The organism is Agrobacterium pusense (assembly GCF_013285525.1).
Lineage (GTDB): Bacteria > Pseudomonadota > Alphaproteobacteria > Rhizobiales > Rhizobiaceae > Agrobacterium > Agrobacterium pusense.
Map to the genome: position 1 here is coordinate 345,533 of NZ_CP053858.1, position 19,148 is coordinate 364,680.

Here is a 19,148-nt window from a genome sequence, read left to right on the forward strand (position 1 = left end):
GCGCCATGTCGGACCCCAACTACCATTCGATCGACACCGATACGTCCATTGGCGGGCAGGTGAGGCACGGTGGCATAGGCTTGATGCGGCCGTTCGCAGTCGTTGCCGCAATTGCTGGCGTTGGTGTTGTTCTCTACTTCCTTCTGGCGGGTGGGGAAGAAGAACCGGCGATCGACCCAACGCCCCGTGAAGAATTTCGGCCGGTCCAGACGCCGAGAAACGAAGGCTTCAGGACCCCGTCACCACCGCCGCTGCCTACGGTTCAGGTTCCGGAAGCGCCACCATCGCCGCCACCGCCCCCGGCTCCGCGGGTGCCCGCCGCCGCACCTGTCGCGCCGCCTGCCGAGGTCGATTGCTCCCGAGGCAAGAATCCGGACGACCCCAAATGCATCGAGCTAGAGCGAAAGGCCAAGTTGCTTGAACGCGTCCGCTCGTCTGCAATGGTATTCGATCAGTCGGACCAGACCAGAAGGGCGTCCACGACGTCGTCCGATGCATCAGCGAATATGTTCGGTGCGAACAGCAACGCGGGTCAATCAAGCGCCACGAGCGGAGATGCCGTCGATAGCGATCGTGCCTTCCTGAAGTCGATGAGTGGACAGGGTGTGGAGGTGTCGGCCGCCACCGAGAACCGCCGCACGGATGCCTGGATACCGCAGGGCACGATGATCCGAGGGACGCTCGAGACAGCTATCAATTCCGATCTCGCCGGCATGGTGAAGGGGATTGTGCGGGAGGATGTCTATTCCTTCGATGGCCGCCGAATTCTGATTCCGGCTGGCTCGTCACTGATCGGCGATTACAAATCCGGTGTCCAAAGGGGCCAGGAGCGCATCCTGATAGTCTGGACAAGAATGATCCGCGGCGACGGGGTCTCGGTGCAGCTGGGCTCGTATGGCACGGACCGTCTTGGCCGCTCTGGTATGGCCGGTGTCGTTGATCGGAAGAACTGTGAGCGGTTCGGACCCCCGGCGCTGATGACGCTGATCGGCGGCGCGACTCAGTACATCGCGCAGCTTGGTCAGAGGCAGGATCGCGACATTACCATAATCAACGACAATGGCAGTGTCACCCGCATACCTCAGGACAACGGAGAGTCACCCCAGGACCGCGCCCGCTCGATTGCCGCGGAGACCATCGCCTCGGGTATCCAACAAATGGCAGCAACGGCGTTTGAGGATTCCCGCAACATTCGTCCGACCATCCACATTCCTCAAGGTTCGGATATAAACGTTTTCGTGACGCGGGATCTCGATTTCGCCGGTCTTTATCCCGACCCGGTGCGCGAAGAGTTCGAGCGCCTTCGCAAGGTGAGATACGGGAAATGAACGCGCGCCCCCAGATCTCTGCCGAACAGCACTTTCTTGCCGAGGCGCTCGAACCCATACGGGTCTTCCTCGACGACCCTGCTGTCGTGGAAATCTCGTGCCAGCGCAGCAATGAAATCTGGCTGGAGAAGATCGGTCAGCTTCGAATGGTGCGCCACGAGATCGAGGGCCTCGAGCAGGACGTGATCCGCCACATGGCGTCTCGCGCCGCCTCCTTCACCAAGCAGACCGTCAATGCCGAGAATCCACTTCTGTCGGCCACGTTGACGGGTGGCGAGCGCGTCCAGTTTGTCCTGAGTCCGACCTCTGCGACCGGCCACGCATTCTCGATCCGCAAGCAATTCATCCGACGGTTCGACCTCGACGACTATGAGAAGGCGGGGGCCTTCCGGTTCACGAAGGTAACCGGAGACGATTATCTCGATGATGTCGATGTCGAACTCTCGCGACTGTTGCGGAAAGGGAATATACGAGATTTCCTGGAACAGGCAGCCGCCAACCATCGAAGCATGCTGATCTCCGGTGGCACGTCCACTGGAAAGACGACTTTCCTTAACACGATGCTGACGGCGATCCCGAACCACGAGCGCTTCGTCTTCATGCAGGATACGGCCGAGCTCGAGCCGTGCCAGGAAAACGTTGTTTCGTTGCTGGTCTCGAAGGGGGGGCAAGGAGAAGCGAGGGTGACGATGGGGGACCTTCTGGCCACGGCGCTCCGTCTGCGACCCGATCGCATCTTCATGGGCGAGCTGCGCGGCGACGAGGCTTTCGATTTTCTCAATGCCATCAACACCGGTCACCCGGGCTCTATGTCAACGATCCACGCCAACTCGCCTCACCACGCTTTCAACCGGCTGTCGACGCTGGTGCTCAACAGCAATGTCCGCATGGAGCGCGACGATATCATCCGCTACATCCGCTCGATCATCCCGATCGTGGTCCAGTTGAAAAAGAGCGATGCCGCAGGCGGGCGCGGCGTCAGCGAGATCTATTTTGCCGACGAGGTTGACGAACATGGCCAGCGTGTACACGGACGGAGAGATTGACCGCCCGAAATGGACGAGCTTGCAGAAACTGTCCTTCCTGACACTGCCCGTCGCGCTTTCGGGCGTTGTCGTGATTTGGCTTGTCTTCTTCACCTTGATCTACGACGCCTATACCGTTTCATTCGGGGCCCCGTCGTATTTCAACTATGTGGGGCAGGCGCGCTTTGCCGACGCCGCTCGTTATACTTGGTCGATTATCCACACCCGCAACACTGCCGGATTGTCGCTTCTGGCATTCGCGCTTGCCTCACCATTCCTGTTCTTCCTGCTGTGCCTCTGGATGCTGAAGGGCGGAAGGGCGCTGTCGCGCAAGATCCTATACCTCCTGCATATCCGATCAATGTTCAGTCTGATCGCCTCAACGGCTCTTATCTTCGCCGCAGCTTATGCCGCCGTCGCTGTTTATGGACTTGCCTTTTACCTCGTCGTCACCCGCGCCGGCGAGCATGCGGAGATCGCCAGCTACTATGGCAATCATCTCGCCGCAATGTACCAGGCACCGTTCGGGGCGACGGATACCGCTGGTGCCTATCAGAAGCCCTCGCGACAGACCGTGCTCGCGACGCTTGCCGGTCTGGCCGCCGCCGCCGGGCTTGTCGGTTTTCCGATCGGCGCGACGATACAGAAGCGTCAACGGATGATCATGGGCACGGCCCGACTTGCGACCCTCAAGGATGCGGCGGACTTTCGCCTGCGCGACAAGCGCGGGATCGTACTTGGGCTGAAACAGGGTCTTCTTCTGCGCAATGACGGAGACCAGCACGTGATGCTGATCGGCTCGCCCGGCCAGGGAAAGTCGCGCGGCTTCGTTATCCCCTCGATGATGAGCTTCGAAGGGTCTCAGGTCGTGCTCGACATGAGCGGTGAATTGTACGAGGAAACTTCGGGTTACCTGAAGCACAAGGGTTTTGAGACTTTTCTACTGGCGCCGGGATCAACATTTACCGATGGTTATAACCCGCTCGACCTGATCAGTCAGGACCCACACCAGCGTATAACCGACCTCCAGAAGTTGACTCAGATGCTGCTGCCGGAGCGGCTGCGCTCGGATTCATCCGACTTCTGGGAAGAGAGCGCGAGGATCCTGCTGACGGCCATGCTCGGTTTTGTGCTCGAATGCCCGGATACCCGCAAGTCGCTCAGCGAACTTTACCGGATTCTCAACTCGATGTCCGACGAGCGCAAGGCGATCGTCCAGTTGCTCGAAAATTATGAGGCGGTCCTGTCTGACCAGACCCGCATGCAGCTCACCAAATTTGCCGGTCGTCATGAGAAGCTGGGAGAAGGGATTGCCGCAGAAATCGTCGCAAAGTTGAACTTCCTGCAAAACCCCCTGGTCGAGGCGCTGACATCGATCACCACCATCCCGATCGACCGTATTCGCCGCCGCAAATTGGTCATCTACATCCAGGCTGACTGGAACGCGATGCAGATCTATGAGCGGCTGATCTCAATGTTCATCCAGCAAATGGCCGACAAGCTGGTCCAGATGGGACCGTTGCCCAATGGCGAGCATGAGGTCATGATGATGCTTGACGAGTTTGGCAACGGCGGCCGCATCGACACAGTGCTGACGCTCGCCCCTCTGATCCGCAAGAATGGCGTTCGTTTCGTCTTCATTCTTCAGGATGGCGCCCAACTCGAGCGATTGTATCAGCGGTCCGGACAGAAGATCCTGATGGGGGCATCGACGATCAAAGTCTTCATGAATTTTCAAAATCAGGACGATGCGCTGGCCGTCTCGCTCGCAGCCGGGAAAACCACCAAATGGATCGAACAGTCGTCCTATTCTTATCGCCATGGCCGCAGGCAGCGGTCGATCTCCAAGGTACCGGTGTCAGTCGATCTTCTTCCTGTGAACACGCTGATGATGATGAAGCCGGAAGAGGCGATCCTCCAGGTGACCGGCATGCCGGTGATGCGCACCATGAAACTGGATGGCGGCGAGCGGATGTTTGCCGAAGTGCGACGGTTCAAGCCGGTGCCGAGGCCTTGCCTGAAGCCCGTTGAGTGGACGATCGCTGACAGTGACCGCATGGGTTTTCACGCGCCGCCGGTGAGTGCTGCCCCGCCGCGTGATAGGACGAGTGCCGCCGAACTTGATCTCAATCTTGCTGCGATCAAGCGCGCCCGAAAGCCACAAGATTTGAGCTTCATCGTCAAAGAAGGCGTTCGGCACGTTTATATTTCTTCCCTCGATGAGCTGCGGCGCAGGTTGGACCTCGATGAGAAGCGCGAATCTGGAGTGGCAGAAGAAGATGCAGGCGATCAGCAGCCGCGGCATAAACCCGCGCATTATGCGGCTGGGGGCGAAGATGTGAGTGTCGAGACCAAGGACGCCCGCGCCAAATCTACAGATAACATTGATCTCGATATCGATGAAGAAAAGCTTGGCCAGAGCGGCTATTTCGGACCTCCGACGAGCGCGCGCAAGCATCAGGACGGCTTATCCGCATCGGCAGGCGGGGCGCCCGATCGCTTATCTGGTTCCCCCATTCTCCGGCGCCAGGAAGTAAGAGAAGCATTTGGCGACGATCTCCAGGCCTTGAATGACGTTGTCTTCCAGCAGGTGGGCGAAAATTGGGTTGAGCCAGAAGAGTTGAATGCGGATGTCGATCTCCTGATCAACACCCTTTCAGGCAGGCTGACCGAGGCAAGTTCGAGAGCGTGGCTACGGGAGTTTGCGGACGCGGCACGCGATCCGTTGGGCGAAGATGAGGCGGAGCCCGAAAACAGGACGGATCGCAATTAGTTGCTGAGTTCAAGCGGAACCGCAGCTCGCAGGGGCCGACCTGGCGTCGTCTTGGCCCAGGCGTCAGGAGAACGACTTGCGTGACCAAAATCAAATATCACTCAAGGCTGCAGAAGACCGCACCTGGCGGTTCAAAGACTGGCGCAGGTCTTCATGTTACTATTGATGTTCTTAGTAAGACCTGAACCGCAACACCTACGCCACGGCCTCTCGGCGCTGGCGCGTTCGGGCGGGGAGCGCAGAGACTGGATCGTTTTTCGGCAATCCTGACAAGGAAGTTCGCCACATCAGCATCTTGGCATTGCAAGTGCCGCGCCATTGACGCGGCATATCGCTCGGTAATCCTGGCCGTCCGCCGTCGACGGCGGCGTATTATGTAAGCGCAGGAGGCCCTTGTCGTCGTCGTCGAGTGGTCAATCGAGCGAATTGAGGAAGCTTTGCAGCATCTCGTTGAAGATATGGTGCTGTTGCCAGTGAGGCCCGTGACTGGCATTAGCGAGACGCAAAGGACGGTTTGTCCACAAATTACGGTATTTGAGCGAGTCGATATAATCGAGATTTACGACGGGATCGTCCGCGCCGTTCACGATCGCCAGCGGGACTCCTGAAGTCGCGACCAGTTCCCGCTGATCGAGTTGCGTTCCCGCAAGGACCGCTTCGACCATGAACTGCCGCGCGCGGCCATCAGTTCGTCGAACGGCGGAGGTGTAGAACAAATCGCGCTCGGCTCCGGGTCCAAGTGCCATCGTTACCACGCCTTCGATCTGTTCGTCCGTAAGTGTTGGGTTGCCTGTATACGCCATTTCAGGATTGGGAAGGAAACCCAGTTCGGCGCCTTCAGGGCCGGGTGGAATGGGTGGTGTTCCGAAGATCATGACACCTGAAACGTTACCTAGTCTAGCAGACAAATCCAATGCAATATGCCCTCCCAGCGAATGCCCGAGAATAGCGACCTTAGCGATGCCAAGCTTTGTAAGCACTTCAATGATCGCTTCTGCATAACCGCCAAAGCAATAAGTGCGTCGGGGATCGTTTGCATCGGACGATGCACCGTGGCCCGGCAGGTCCAGCAAGACCAGCCGCCTTGTTCCGGTCAGGGCCTGTGTCTGAAACAGGAACATCTCCTTGCAGCCCGAATTGCAGTGCAGCATCAAAAGGGGAGTTTGGCCCCCGTTGACGTCGCTTACCGCGATGCGTCCCTGCGTTGTCTCAATCAATGTCTGTTCGCTCATGTCTTCTATCCGGGCTTAGTCTGTTTGAACTGCGTTGGCAGACCATCATTTCCGTGCGTACGCCATATTTCAAGCATGGTCGCAGCGTATAGGTATGCTCCTGTCGGATCGGGGCGAGTAATGGCTGAGACTGATCGGTGAGGCAGTCGCACTCGATCCAGCCGTTCATCATCTTCCCTTCGCCGCCTTCCAAGCAGAGCCGCCATACCACGCGCGCAGTGCCGCCTCTTCTTGCGTTAACTCTGCCAGACTATGGGCGGGACCGTTTCTCACAACTATTCGCATGAATTTTGTGCACCAAATTGATGCAGAGCTTCCTGCGGTCCAAACGGCCGGCCAGTATCACTTGCGTGGGCAGATCGGAGAGGTGTAGGAAGCGTAATGAGTTTGTGAACTGCCTTGTTTGAAATATGAACGACAAGCGGATTACACTTGGGCAGAGATAATTGCAGTCGACATCGGGTGATGGATGAGCAAACCGGTTCCAGGGACATTTTTGATGCGCCGTCATGGCCCACCTTGTCGTCACTTGGTCGGCGTGTGGGTCGGTCGTAGACTGCGCCCGGTCCCGACTGGGAATGGCAGTCGATGCCTCGTGTAAAACGCCAGCCTCAGGTCGAGGCCGTCGATGTTTCGACACTCGATTCTCTGTCATTCCAGGAGAGGCTTGCCATTGGCCTCGAACGGCTGAAGGCGGAACGCAAGGTGACGAACCGTGAGTTGGCTGTGCAACTCGGGGTGCACGAGGCATACATTTCGCAGGTGACTCGGGCGATGCGAGACGTCAAGCTCTCGACGCTCGACAAGATGCAGCGAGAGTGGAATATCCTCATCGAGGATTTGCTTAAGATCACTGAAGATGACCTCCCTCGGATAGCGGTCTGGAAAGCCCGCCGCAAGAAACAGAAAACCGCCGGGACCGACTCGTGATCACGTGGTCGCCAGGTGCTGTCCGGCAGCTGCTAGTGGTTCAAGTTGAACCAGAACCGCTCTTTCACGCCTTCGCTGTTTGGAACATCGAAATAGAAGGGATCCGCGCGGCGTGGGCGGGGAGTTACAATCTGCTTGGTGCAGCTGTCGCCATCCCCACCCAAACTCCGACTGATCGTCAAACCTCCTGACCTGACACTCCCAATACGCTGGCCCGACAGTCGGCAAATATTGACGGTCTCGATACACTGGTCAGGCTCGCTCCGCGAACTGTTGTCGCCGCCTCGTGACGAGTAACCCACTGTGGTTCCAGCAGGGCAATCCTCGTAATCCTCACGGCCAGGCTTTCCCGCTTTTGCCTCATGGCAGACGGGCCAGGAAAAGCCGGGTCTGGACATCGCGTCGATGAGCTTTCGCATCGGTGGAACGCAATAGGGGGCACCGTGCCAGGACGGGTTTTTCGATGCGGCACATAGCAGAACCTGGCAACCCCAGCTCGCGTCCTGTGCTTTTGCAGACATCGGAGAAAGTGAGCCTACCAAACCTGCGGCCAAGAACATGATCATTTTCACAGCCGGTCTCCTTTGATTGGTCTACTGCATTTGCACCCAGGCGCCGTCGATTTTTGCAAACGACAGGGTGCCGGGCTGGGTCGCCCCCGCAAATGAGCCGCCTGTGGTGGTGATGACGCCGGTACAGGTGACACCGGGCACCGCCTGCCGGGGCAGGCATTCCGAAATCCGGATCGAACGACCGGATCTCGCGATCGCGGCGCTTGCCTCCGTGTCGCTTGGAAATTCAAACGCCCATTGTTTCTGTCCGAACTCCTTTTCGAGCCGCACGATCTCCTGCTCAAGCTCTGCCGTCCTGTCAGTCCGTTGCAGGTGGCCGACCGTGTAACCACCTGCCGATCCAACAACGAATGCGATACCGACGGTCGCAAACCATCCATGGTCGAGTTTCATCATCGGCAACCTCAATAGCCTTCGATGCCGAGGCGTTTCAGGATCGCGATTGGATTTGTTTCGCACTCCGATTTCCATTGACGATGCTTGGCGCAGGCATAGGCATATTGGCTAAGGTCGGCCGAAGACAGGTCTGCCAGCTTGTTGCCGACCGCTTTCCATTGCTGCACGTCCGCCGGATCGCAGCCAGCGCCGCCTGCCCCGCAAAAGTCCGGATCCCGTCGTTCGATTTGTGCTTTGGTGGCGCCGTCCTGCGCGCGGGCTGCAGACGGAAAAACTGAAAGCAAGATCAGAATAGTAGCCGAAGTCTGGAAAGGGCTTCTCATTTAACCTCCATGCACGTGCGTGAGTGACAAGGGCAGGGGACGGCGTTCTTCGGCGGGCTGCGCCTGGCCGTCGGACTGTTTTACGGGCACCTGCGATACATTGTTGAGCCAGGGAGGAGATAAATCTGGCGAGGACCAGATGCCGAAGCCAAGCCCTCTCGCTCTTCTCTCAATGTCGAAATAAGCGGGGATCTGAGGCTCGTTGGGATAGTTGAAAGCGTAGCCGATCCCTTCCGCAATGGCCGTCTCCGCGAGGTTCGTCTCGCCTACAAAGCAATGGGCGATCAGATTGTTGTTGGTATCGCGACCGATTGGCACGCAATTGACGTCCTGGCCAAGGGTTCGCAGGATCATCCACGCGCGCGTGACCTCCCCAGCCGGCCATGTTATGCCGTCGCTCGTCGCCACCTGCTTGAGACGAGGGGCTTCAAAGCCGGCCAGCCGCACGAGTTGACGGCTCTTGATGAATTCGAACGTAGTGCCGTCGATAACCTGTACCTTGCCAAATATCTGACGCGGAATGTCGGAGGAACGAGCCTGCCGCAGCGACCCCGTTGGAGCGAGAGCGAGTAAAATCATCGAGATCGTGATAACCTTCATCGTGACACCCCGGCTTGTTGCATCAGCACCGAAACAGGGTGCGGCATGTCGGGATAGGCCCAGAGCCCTGCGCGGGCAGCACGGGCGCTTTCCTCAGCGATCCTGTAGCCAGGAACAATGAGTCGGCCGGTGCTATCGACAGCGGCAAATCCCCATCCTTGCGCTATAATATAGGTCGCGAGATCATAGCGATGCGCGCCCGCCGTCGTCTGGCATGCGACCACCACATTGCTCTGGTCAATCATTTGAATGTTGGTGCAGACAGGTTTTGTGTCTCTGATCAGAGCCTGCATCATGATCACGTTCAGTTCCCCGCAGTCGCGCGAAGCCCCCGCGGACAGGGTGACGGTGGTTCCGCGCAGGCATGCCTGCAAACCATAAAGGCGATACCGCTTGCTGCCGGAGATCCAGCTATCACCGGTCTCGAACTGCGCGTGGCTCGGAAACGGCACGAACGCGGAAGATGGTGGCTGCGCCGCGTCCCTGGTCCCAGGAGAGCTATCCTGCGCCGCCTGAACGCGAACAACTGGTGGAGAAGGAGGGTGCACTTGCCGCGATTCGTTACCGGCAAGCGTGGGGAGGATGACAATACCTGTGTAGAGGCCGGAAGCTGCGATTGTGGACATAAACATCAAGGCTCCGATCCGCATCAATGCCTTGTCGGATTGGCGCGGTAACGCTCACCGTGGGGCTGGAGAAAACTGAGACTGGCCCCGATACCGGCTTTGGTCGCCCGTGCGGCGTCTTCCACCTGCGAATAAACCGGGGCGGGCTGGCCGGCACTGTCACCGAAGGCGAAGACCACGCCCTTGCTGATCGGCACTTTCGAGAGAGACCGTGCGGTATCTCCAACCATGAAAGAGCATTCCGCATATCGTACCATCGGATGGCTGGGGCTCCGTCCGAGCTCGTGACAGGGGAATGCGTTTCCGGCGAATTGCTGCACGTCTGAGATGGTCACAGTCATCGCCGCAAGCGAGACGATGGAGCGGGTTGCCACAAAGTCTGCATATTCGAGCGGCTCGATTGAAAGGCCGCCCTGGACTTCGACTAGCCTTACGATCTTTCCACCTGCTGCGAGAAATGCGCTTCCGCTGAGCGCGGCTTCTGGGGTGACACTCTGGAAACCAAGTTGCGTTGCGATTGATGACGTATCGAGCGGAATCGGCGATGTGGGGACGCAGTCATGACCCTCCGCACAATCATGCTGGTAGTGGCGGACAAATTTTGCGGTCGCGTCGACCCAGCTTTTCTCGGGTGGGGCGACCAGGGAACCGACATGGCTGAAAATGAGGTGGCGAGAAGCCCGCCATGGGTCATTCTTCATGTTTGCATCCGTGGCCTGTTGACTTTTTCGAATATGCACGAAATTGTACTGCAGTGCAAGTATTGAACGGCCGTGAAGTTTGAGGCAATCTTGGTCACAGGCCCAATTTGCGTGTGGAGACGGGAAGATGGCTATCTATCAAAAAGCTCTCATGCCCTTCACTCTTCCAATCCGCGCCGGCTGGTTGCTGCTCCAGATCGCGTGCTTCTTCCTCGTGTCGATGGCATGCATTTTGGTTGCGGCGTTTGCTGGCTACTGGATCGTGTTGACGTTTTCGTATGCCTTTTTGCCGCCGGAAACGACCGGCAGCGTCTGGCAATGGGTGACCTCTATGCTGAATCTGCTTGGTTTAGGGCCTGGACAATCACATCGTTCCTGCTGCTCGTTTTGCCAATTCTTCGATTTTGGCCGGCAAGGGATCGGGTTTGCGAGGCGGCACGAACGCTCGAAACGATGCGGCTTAATGAGGGCCTTATCGCAGCCCGGCAACAGGAGGAGGCACGGGCAAAGCTTCATGGCCGGTAAAGGATTGGGTTCCCTCGTATGAGATGGGAGCAAAGACAACTGCCAAGTTGGGTTCCGATCTTCCGCTTACGAACACGCTAGCGATCGCGATCCAGGCGTCGGCAAAATGGGTGAGAAATGTCATGACAGTAAAACCCCTCTCTCTCGCCATATCGACCTTCAAGGGCGGGGCCGGGAAGTCGACCCTGAACGTCAATCTCGCTGCCGAGTTTGCACAGCAAGGCCACAAGACGCTGCTGATCGATTGCGACGAACAGGAATCGTCGACGCGCTGGTACAATGTCTCCATGAAGCGGGGCCTATTGCCGGCAGACGGGTCATTGTTGCATCTGCGCGTGGCTCCTAAAGACAGGTTTCGTGAGCGGCTGGACAACGCGCCCGAGGCGGCAATCCGGATCTACGATGTCGGCGGGTACGTGCATCAGCGCGCGATCGAAGTCTACCACGAGTGTGATGCTATCCTTATTCCAGTGATTCCAGAGCCAACGGCAGCTACGTCAGCCATCAAGGTGGCTACCATATTGACGGAAATAGGTCGGAAGCGGGATCGCGGGCCGATCCCTTACGCGGCGATCTGGAACTACGTGGACATGATTGCCCTCACGCACAATCGATCGCTTCCCGAGGTTCACGCGATCTTGGCGAGCGGCCGGATACCCGTGGTCGAAACGGTCGTCCGTAAGAGCAATCATTTCAGCGATGTCGGGGTCGGTTACGGCTCCCTTTACTCGAAACTCGCAGGCATCGTGAACAACCCGGCCTTGACGCTGTCAGCCAAACGGCGGGCATCGGAAAGCGTGCTCGACGCAATCGATCTCGTAAAGAGGATCAACAACGAGTTCATCGGTCTGCTGCAGGCGGAGGCGTAACGATGTCGAGGGAAAGAACGTCGGCCGGCAACATTCTCGCCCTTGCCCAATCAACGGAGGAAAAAGCGAAGGACATCGAGGAGGCAGCAACTTCCTACATGCCAACAAATATAGACCTCGAAACGCTGATGCCCGATGGTTCTGCTCCGGCCCAGGCGTCAACAGTTCTTTTGGAGCCGGATTCATCGAAGACCCGAATACCGGCCAGCCTTGAAAACAAGCGAGGACCGGAGTCCAAGGCGCCCAGGACAACGGCTCGTGCGCCAGTAAAACGGAAACGGGTATCGCTTTATCTCGATGACGATGTGTTGACGAAGATTTTTTGCGTGTCCTTGGAGCAGCACGAGCAACTGTCCTCAGCGACCCATCGCTTGATTCTGGAAGCCCTTAAAGCAAGGGGGCTTTAGATCGAAATGAGAAGTCCGCCCATTATGTTCCGCCTTCCCGATCATGTCCTGGGAAACGTGGAGGCTCTTGCCGGACGGCTTGATATTTCCGTCAACATCGTTGCCAAGCTGATCGTCGTCAGGGAGATCATGAATGTTCCAGCCATGCTCGATGAACATGATCGTCAGTTGGCCGACATACATCGGTTCCTACGTGAGCTGGCCTTCCGTAACGAAGAATTCCTCACAGACGAGGGTACCCGCGCCGAGAGCGTCCGTGTGATTGCGCAGAGGCTGGATGACGTGCTGGACGCTCTCGACGCCATTCGCGATGCCGCCTTTGTCCGGCCATCGTCTTATATCGTCGACTTGATCAGGAGGCATGATGAGGGAGCCGTCCAGACGTCGCTTGAACGCTAGATCCGAAGGTCGCCGGCTGCCAAGCTATTTCGATTTGATCGACGACGAGCTGCGCCGTCGTGGCGCGGGTGGCGGAGGTGGGAAGCGCGCGTCGGCCGTGAAAGGTAAAGGAACACCCGCAAAGCACCCTGCTGTCTCCTCGGCGCTTAGCCGCGCGGCGGGTAACAACGCGGTCGTCGTCAAGGTTCTGTCTTATGGTGCAGGCGCCGGCTCTGCGCGCCACGTCTTGCACTACCAGGCTAAGGAAGAAAAGGCACACGATCAGGACGACCGAGAGGTATCGGATATCAATGAAGCCGTGCGCTCATGGGAGAGAGAGTTCGGCAATCGGAAGGGTAGCAGGGACGTTCTTCGTCTGACCTACGAGCTCGAGAACGCGGACCGGGGAGACATCGCTCGTGCACTTTCCTCGCTCGCAGAGGATGGTTTCCGCCGGGCTGGCGACATAGATCGAACATACGCCTTCAGTGTGAGTGATGGCGGGAAGGGACAGACACGGCTGCACTTCGTTCTCGTCATTGCGCATGAAAAGAAGGATCGGGCGGATCGCAGCAGCAGCAACCGTATACCGGGCGAGGCAGACATCGCGCATGCTATCGAGCAGCGCCTGGACAAAACCTTGCGGAGAGAGGGCATCACGCCGATCTCGCGCTATCCGGTCGAGTTTTCGTCTGGTCCGAAGGGTCTGATCGCGGCCTTGCACGCCATGCAGCGCGGCGCGGTGGAGGTGACGCTTTCGACAAGAGCGCGCATCGAGGAACGGCCAGGCAGAAGCGGGCGGTATTTCCGCGGCGGCGAGCGCCGCGAGATCACCACGGCCGATCAAAAGCAGCTGACGGCGGAGGGAAAAATCGTGGGCGCGCTTATGCAGACCCGACAGCCACGAGATTTTATGCATTTGTTGCTATCGGGACCGGCGAACGTCGATCGAGACAAGCTCCTCCTTGCTGGCCGCGACTTCCTCAGAGCGCAATTCGCTGGGCATCGCTATTCCTATGCGATCCACAATCGCAACGATCTTGCCAAGCATCCACATCTGCATGTGATTGTCGCGTTGCGCGATGGCAGCGGAAAGATGCTCAATCCCAACATTCGCAACTTCACGGAGTGGCGGATGCGCTTCGCCGAAAAAGCGAGGGAGCGTGGAATCCCAGTTGAACGACACAAACGGATCGAACGCGCCGCTCCGCCACCCGTCAAGCGTTGGGAGTGGGAAATGTTCCAGCGCATGGGAGCGACGGCGCCGCCAAACGTGATCGAGAAGGTGATAGCCAAGGTTCGCGACACTCCAGCGGCGCCGAAGCTTGCGGAAGCCAGAAGGCGGCTGGACCAGAGTCGGCGCTCGGTCGGACGTGTCGTCACGATGCTGGACGGGGTTGCGAAGGACCGAAATGCGCCGAGCACGGCGCGCGAATTGAGCCAGGACCTCTTAACCGGGCTGCAACGTGAGTACCGGCGGCTCGAAACGGCTGTCCACGATGGCCGCGATCCCTCCAGGGAAAAAGGAGAAGAGCATATGTTGCGATCGACCCCCATTAGCGCCGCCCAGGCCAAGACGGCGAAACAAACTCTTGCGAACACCGCCTCGGCCATTGCAGCGAGGATCGCCAACCCTTCCGACCGCCTGATCTTCGAGCAAGCGTCCAAGGTAATCGGAAAAGTCGTCGGATTGCAGCTCGACGCGCGTGTCGCGAAAAACCGCAGTCGCGCCGAGGAGGGCAAAGACAAGGGCAGCTACGACAGCCTCGAAACGAAGTCGGTCGCAGGGCGCGATCATGTGGCAGAGCAGGGGATCATCAAGAAGACGTCGAACGACCGCTCAGTCGATGCCGCGCGCATCGCCCGTTCCAATGTTGAGCGTGATCAGACGGACAATGACCGGCCCAACCGCCAGCGTGACAAAGGCCAGCAGCGCGATCGCGAAATGACGAAATCGATCAAGCTTCGTCCGTTCCGGGAGAATGGTAGAGATCGCAGTCGTTGAACTCTTTTTTGTCCACGATCCGTGCTGGCAGGCTCAGTCTCAGTATTCTTTCGATCTCGGTGTCAAACAATCTGGCGCCACGATTTTCGGAAGGAAGAGAAGTGGAGAATTCATCTGGAATTATATGGTCGCGGTGACCGCCTTCCATGGGGGGATAGTGGATGTAGGTGATGCCCGCCCCGACTGCTGCACGCCGTCCTTCAGCGGTGCTGCAGACCAACATGGCTTCCTTCTTTTCAACGCCATACCACTCGATCGCTCGAAATACCGTATCCGCATCTGCCACTCCCGACCGATCGTCCTGAGCTTGACGGAAGGTGCCCCATGCCATCCAGAAGTCCGGGACGACCTCCCGAACCTTCAATAGATCGTCGAGGATACAGGTTAGAGCGAGAAATTCTGGCGTGCCCTGGGTGCCGACCGTCATGCCTCTGGTGTCGGAGATGAAGCCGAAGCGGACGTCATTTTGACGAAGTTGCTGGAGCATCTGGACAAAGATGGCGTTGACGTCTCCCAGCGTGAAATCTCTGGGAGGGACAGATCGTCGCAAAAGGATGCCATCTCTCTCGAAAATGACGAGGCCTCTCGAACCGATTTTTCGGAATGTGCACTCAATGGTAGCCATCGGAAGACGATCCAAGCTGGGACACGTTCGCTACTCAAAAATATGAGTGTCCGAAGAGTCACATTTCTGACCAGTTGATTGCGACCCTCCAATATACACGAGCGGAACAGATGTGGCTGTTCAGACCATGCGCGAGTGTTCGGTGAGGAAGTTAATTTTAGGGAACGGGAAAAAAGGGCGCGGGCACTTCGTCATACGTATATTCAGACGGAATAGCCGCAGGTCCGAGGCAGGAGACAAACAGATCCAGATTTCTTAGGCTGTTGCTTGCCGCAATCGAGTAGAAGTTTCCGCTGTTCCAGATGATATATGCGTATGAGAATACTTCTCTCAAAACGGAGCGCATTTCGTCGAGAGTGACTTCATTGAGGTTCATGGTTTCCAAAACATTTGTCTTTTTTCGGTTTATTTCGGCCTCGCTGAAATACCGGATCTTAAACCCGTGATCCTTTTGAAGTTCTCTCCTTCGATACTCTTCGACATCTTGGCTGCGGAACTTCTCAAGAAAAATTATCAGTCCTTTTGCCTTCAGATTACGTCGGACAAAAGCGATCTGCTGCTGGCGGTTCGGCGAGTACATTTGAAATGTTGTATCTTCGAAGATAATATCAAAACCTGACGCAAAGTCCTGAAGTCCAGGTGTTTGGCTGAGCGATTCCGGTGACAGGTGATTAAAGGGGCCGAGGAAGAATTGGGCATGCTTTGGGACGCCCCAAGCGTAGAAGCTTTCCTTGTTTTCGATGGTTGGGCTGCAGGACAGCGACAGGACTCGGCCGTCGGCAAGCTCGCTGATGGTTCGCGCCATCGTTCCTTCCGCCGTTCCCAAGCTATAGAGGGTTAGTGGAGGCTGACCTGCGGACGAATATCGGAGTATGGCCGTCCCTAGTCTTATTTCCTCTTCATATCGGTAAGGAATGCTACTCAGATAATGCTGATCGAACGGCCCTTGTCTGACTGCGTGTAGCGCCGCAAACCGCTCAGTCTCGGGGTTGCGTTCCAAAAGCCGGTAATCAAGAGAGGGGCGGCGAATAGGCACTCCCGCCCGCCCTGCTGCAGTGGACGAAAAGAAATCGGCCAATTCGTTTAAGCGGGCTCCCCGCTCGCACTCTTCGTGAAACTGCGTGAAGTCTTGCATCTAATGCCTCTCGATAGCATTGCCAATTTCCAGTTCTGCAGGATCCGGTCGGTTGACGATTCCACGGAACCGTGAGCCGCAAACCTGACTGCTGGGCTCAGCTATCGTGCGGGGCTAGGCGCAAACGTTCATTCAGAAATTTGATATGTTTTCAAGAATATGATGCATTTTTCTGGTTGCGATTACATGTGTTTGCCTGACCTCTTTGGGTGCCTTAATCTTTTAGCTGAGTAAAAAGTTTGTGCGGGAGATAATGGGTTGCCATTACTTAGCCACCGACGCATTTTGCCGGAAAATTCCGAAAGTGCGGTCGTCTCACAAAAGCAAGCGCAATGGGATGAATTCTGTGTCGGGCTCGTGCGAAGAAAAGGTGTCAGACGTCAGCAGATCGATTTCAAAAGCCATACGCATTCGCTTTTTCTTAACCTGGAAGGGGCGGCGAGATCCGGAGAGACATTTCTCGACGGTCGTCGGCATGCATTCGCAGCTCGGCCGCAAGGATCATTGGTCTACATTCCGCCAGGCGTCATGTGGCATGGATGGGATGAAGGCGACCAAAACGCGGCCTATCTCCTGATTTCCGCCGAAGAACGATTTGCTGACAAAGTTTTTGGCGATGACTTCGTGCCCGCACGGTTCGTCCCGAATATGTCGTTTCAGGACGTAGGGATTGAGCATGCGGCCCGAAAAATTTACTTGGAGCTTGCGCAGCTGGATTCCGCAAGTGGACTCATAGTGGAAGGGCAGCTCACCACAATCTTCGGGCACTTGTTGCGACGTTCAAGGCTCTTCGACAAGCACCGCAAAGGCGGCCTCGCGCCTGCCGTGCTTAAACGCATCACTCAGCGTATTGACGCGGCGCTGGAGGAGAAAGTCAGCTTGGGCGCGATCGCACAAGAGTTCGGGTATAGTGCGGCGCACCTGTCCCGAGCGTTCAAGCAGTCGACCGGTCTTTCTCCACAAGCTCATTTCAACAAGGTGCGCCTCGACCGGGCGAGCGAGTTGCTTCGTACAACAAGTAAATCGGTGACCGAGATCGCACATTCGTGCGGTTACTCGAGCGGCAGTCATCTCTCATCGAGCTTTCACAAGGCTTTTGGTATCACTCCGATCGCGTACCGCGCTCTTTGGGCCGAATAAAAATATCAAAAACATGAAAGCCTGGATGCCTTTGGAGCCTTAGAATCTCGATACTGCGGTTAAGGCAGACTCGAGGTAAGTCCATGAGCATGACGACACCGCGTGCGTCACATTGTCATTATCTTTTATGCGTGACGGCTTCGGCGGTCGGACGCAACATATACTTCATCGTTGTCGCCTGGCTGATGATGAAATACACTGCGGATCCGTCTGCCATCGCGATGTTGCTCGCGGCCGGGAGTTGCGCCGAGTTCTTGACAACGAACCTTGGCGGGGTAGTCACTGACCGCTATCGGCCGCAACTGACCTGTCTAGTCTGTGACGGTCTCCGTATCCTAACCATGGCAGCGGCGACTGCCGGAATGATGTCGGGTTACCCGGTCCAGTCGCTCGTCGCGTCCTGGGTGTTATATGCTGTATTGGACCGAACGTATCTCACTGCGCTCCAGGCCATGATACCCGGAATGGTGGATGCGGCGCGCCTCCTATCGTTCAATTCTACGGCATATGTGTGGATGCAGATCGGTAATTTCTGCGCCGCCGTCGCCGGAGGCTTGCTGCTGGCCTTCACACCGGATTACCTGAGCCTCGTGGCGCCGCTGTCATGCTTTTTGTTGTCGTTCGGCTCATCCATTGCCAGAAGAGAGGGATATTGTGATCGGCGTGGGAATGCCGAGCCGGTCACGTTCCTGCGGCGCGAATTGTTTCCCGGGTTGCCGCAGCGAAGTCTTGTGCTTCCCTCCGTCGTTTACGCCTTCATTTATGCGGCCGGAATGATGGTAAGCGTTCTTGGTTCGGCTCTTGTGATGGGAGAACTTAGGAGAAGCGCCTTGGCGTTTGGCTTTGTGGAGGCCGGGTGGGCTGCTGGGTCCGTCCTCGGATGTCTGTGGCTGCTGTTTCGGTCAGAGAAATCAGATGCCCTTTTATGGCACCTTCTTGCGACAGGCGTGATCCTCACGAATTTCCTGGTGTTCCAGAATCTTTTTGCAGTGCTGCTTCAGATGATGGGACTTGGGCTAACCTACAACATTGCCCGGATTCTTATCGATGTTGAAATTCAGCGGTCGTTTCCCATAAGTCAGCTTGGTCGGGCCAGGAGTCAGGTTCATACGGTGTGCATGGCACTGTCTCTCTCTGTGTACGGCGTCGTAGCGCTTATCGGAAATGCTTTGGCGCCATCCGTCATTTTCGGTTGGTTTGGATTAGTGGTGCTGTTTACCGGAGTTGTATTCTGGGCGTGCTTTCGGCGCGATCTGCTGCTTGTTAGGTAACGACGCCGTAGGTCGTAAACATGTGAGCCTTACCCACACAAGTCTATCTTGTGAGAGCCGCTCGCCAGCGGACAGGTGGTACATCTTGTGCGTTCTCGATCTTGATAAATTGTGGCAGCGGTACTAGTTAGATTTTGAGGCAGTACGCGCTGCCTCGGGGCTTGATAACCCCTACGTGCGGTTGATGCTGGCCGAGACAGCATCACACTCCTTGACCTTTGGTCGGGGAGCCTGTGGCGTATGTCCAGGTTCGCCCGAACTAAAGGCCATAGGGCCGTCACGTACGG

Annotated in this window: 19 protein-coding genes and 1 pseudogene; 11 read left to right on the plus strand and 9 right to left on the minus strand. The window is 57.1% G+C overall.

Annotated elements, in window-relative coordinates:
- Positions 1-5 precede the first annotated feature (5 nt).
- From virB10 to HQN82_RS24830, 3 genes are read left to right on the plus strand one after another with little or no spacing between them, the layout of a single operon-like run.
- A complete protein-coding gene (gene virB10, locus HQN82_RS24820; RefSeq protein WP_173616280.1) occupies positions 6-1,328 on the plus strand; it encodes a type IV secretion system protein VirB10 in 1,323 nt (440 codons plus the stop codon).
- Positions 1,325-2,374: a P-type DNA transfer ATPase VirB11 gene (gene virB11 / locus HQN82_RS24825; RefSeq protein WP_173616281.1), complete on the plus strand. Its 1,050-nt coding sequence runs from the start codon at positions 1,325-1,327 to the stop codon at positions 2,372-2,374. Before virB10 ends, virB11 begins: the two co-directional genes overlap by 4 nt.
- On the plus strand, positions 2,343-5,126 hold the full coding sequence (locus HQN82_RS24830; protein WP_173616282.1) for a type IV secretory system conjugative DNA transfer family protein: 2,784 nt from the start codon (positions 2,343-2,345) through the stop codon (positions 5,124-5,126). Before virB11 ends, HQN82_RS24830 begins: the two co-directional genes overlap by 32 nt.
- 413 nt (positions 5,127-5,539) lie before the next feature.
- Here the strand turns inward: HQN82_RS24830 and HQN82_RS24835 are convergent, their stop codons facing one another.
- A complete protein-coding gene (locus HQN82_RS24835; RefSeq protein ID WP_173616283.1) occupies positions 5,540-6,358 on the minus strand; it encodes an alpha/beta fold hydrolase in 819 nt (272 codons plus the stop codon).
- Between the two features lie 70 nt (positions 6,359-6,428).
- Positions 6,429-6,643 (minus strand): annotated as a pseudogene (locus tag HQN82_RS25615) (hypothetical protein); the annotation flags it as partial.
- 303 nt (positions 6,644-6,946) lie between these two features.
- On the opposite strand from HQN82_RS25615, the gene HQN82_RS24840 reads away from it, so the two are divergent.
- A complete protein-coding gene (locus HQN82_RS24840; protein WP_173616284.1) occupies positions 6,947-7,288 on the plus strand; it encodes a helix-turn-helix domain-containing protein in 342 nt (113 codons plus the stop codon).
- Between the two features lie 593 nt (positions 7,289-7,881).
- Here HQN82_RS24840 and HQN82_RS24845 read toward each other — a convergent pair.
- From HQN82_RS24845 to HQN82_RS24865, 5 genes are read right to left on the minus strand one after another with little or no spacing between them, the layout of a single operon-like run.
- On the minus strand, positions 7,882-8,256 hold the full coding sequence (locus tag HQN82_RS24845; protein ID WP_173616285.1) for a hypothetical protein: 375 nt from the start codon (positions 8,254-8,256) through the stop codon (positions 7,882-7,884).
- 8 nt (positions 8,257-8,264) lie between these two features.
- Entirely contained in the window at positions 8,265-8,579 is a 315-nt protein-coding gene (locus HQN82_RS24850; protein WP_173616286.1) for a hypothetical protein, read from the minus strand.
- Positions 8,580-9,179, minus strand: a complete 600-nt coding sequence (locus HQN82_RS24855; protein WP_173616287.1) for a thermonuclease family protein — start codon at positions 9,177-9,179, stop codon at positions 8,580-8,582.
- Positions 9,176-9,811 carry a thermonuclease family protein gene (locus HQN82_RS24860; RefSeq protein WP_173616288.1) on the minus strand — a complete coding sequence of 212 codons (636 nt, stop codon included), beginning with the start codon at positions 9,809-9,811 and terminating at the stop codon, positions 9,176-9,178. The genes HQN82_RS24855 and HQN82_RS24860 overlap by 4 nt, the downstream gene beginning before the upstream one ends.
- Before the next feature lie 17 nt (positions 9,812-9,828).
- Positions 9,829-10,506: a nuclease gene (locus HQN82_RS24865; protein ID WP_173616289.1), complete on the minus strand. Its 678-nt coding sequence runs from the start codon at positions 10,504-10,506 to the stop codon at positions 9,829-9,831.
- A 127-nt stretch (positions 10,507-10,633) separates the two neighbouring features.
- On the opposite strand from HQN82_RS24865, the gene HQN82_RS24870 reads away from it, so the two are divergent.
- The 5 genes from HQN82_RS24870 to HQN82_RS24890 all read left to right on the plus strand — a co-directional run bounded on the left by HQN82_RS24870 (position 10,634) and on the right by HQN82_RS24890 (position 14,690).
- On the plus strand, positions 10,634-11,053 hold the full coding sequence (locus HQN82_RS24870; RefSeq protein WP_234904932.1) for a hypothetical protein: 420 nt from the start codon (positions 10,634-10,636) through the stop codon (positions 11,051-11,053).
- A 100-nt stretch (positions 11,054-11,153) separates the two neighbouring features.
- Positions 11,154-11,900, plus strand: coding sequence for a ParA family protein (locus tag HQN82_RS24875; protein ID WP_173616290.1), 747 nt, complete (start codon positions 11,154-11,156; stop codon positions 11,898-11,900).
- Between the two features lie 2 nt (positions 11,901-11,902).
- Entirely contained in the window at positions 11,903-12,307 is a 405-nt protein-coding gene (locus HQN82_RS24880; RefSeq protein ID WP_173616291.1) for a hypothetical protein, read from the plus strand.
- A gap of 24 nt (positions 12,308-12,331) precedes the next feature.
- The gene (locus HQN82_RS24885) at positions 12,332-12,706 is read left to right on the plus strand and encodes a hypothetical protein (RefSeq protein WP_234904933.1); all 375 of its coding nucleotides are present in this window, start codon (positions 12,332-12,334) and stop codon (positions 12,704-12,706) included.
- A gap of 34 nt (positions 12,707-12,740) precedes the next feature.
- The gene (locus tag HQN82_RS24890; RefSeq protein ID WP_234904934.1) at positions 12,741-14,690 is read left to right on the plus strand and encodes a relaxase/mobilization nuclease domain-containing protein; all 1,950 of its coding nucleotides are present in this window, start codon (positions 12,741-12,743) and stop codon (positions 14,688-14,690) included.
- Here the strand turns inward: HQN82_RS24890 and HQN82_RS24895 are convergent.
- Together HQN82_RS24895 and HQN82_RS24900 are read right to left on the minus strand one after the other, a co-directional pair.
- A complete protein-coding gene (locus tag HQN82_RS24895; RefSeq protein WP_173616294.1) occupies positions 14,644-15,315 on the minus strand; it encodes a hypothetical protein in 672 nt (223 codons plus the stop codon). The two genes, HQN82_RS24890 and HQN82_RS24895, sit on opposite strands and share 47 nt — an antisense overlap.
- A gap of 157 nt (positions 15,316-15,472) precedes the next feature.
- On the minus strand, positions 15,473-16,450 hold the full coding sequence (locus tag HQN82_RS24900) for a class I SAM-dependent methyltransferase (protein ID WP_173616295.1): 978 nt from the start codon (positions 16,448-16,450) through the stop codon (positions 15,473-15,475).
- Between the two features lie 258 nt (positions 16,451-16,708).
- Here HQN82_RS24900 and HQN82_RS24905 point away from each other — a divergent pair, with 258 nt between their 5' ends.
- Positions 16,709-17,590: a helix-turn-helix transcriptional regulator gene (locus tag HQN82_RS24905; RefSeq protein ID WP_173616296.1), complete on the plus strand. Its 882-nt coding sequence runs from the start codon at positions 16,709-16,711 to the stop codon at positions 17,588-17,590.
- Positions 17,591-17,673: 83 nt separating this feature from the next.
- Complete coding sequence (locus HQN82_RS24910; protein WP_173616297.1) at positions 17,674-18,861, plus strand: MFS transporter; 1,188 nt, start codon at positions 17,674-17,676, stop codon at positions 18,859-18,861.
- Positions 18,862-19,148 lie beyond the last annotated feature (287 nt).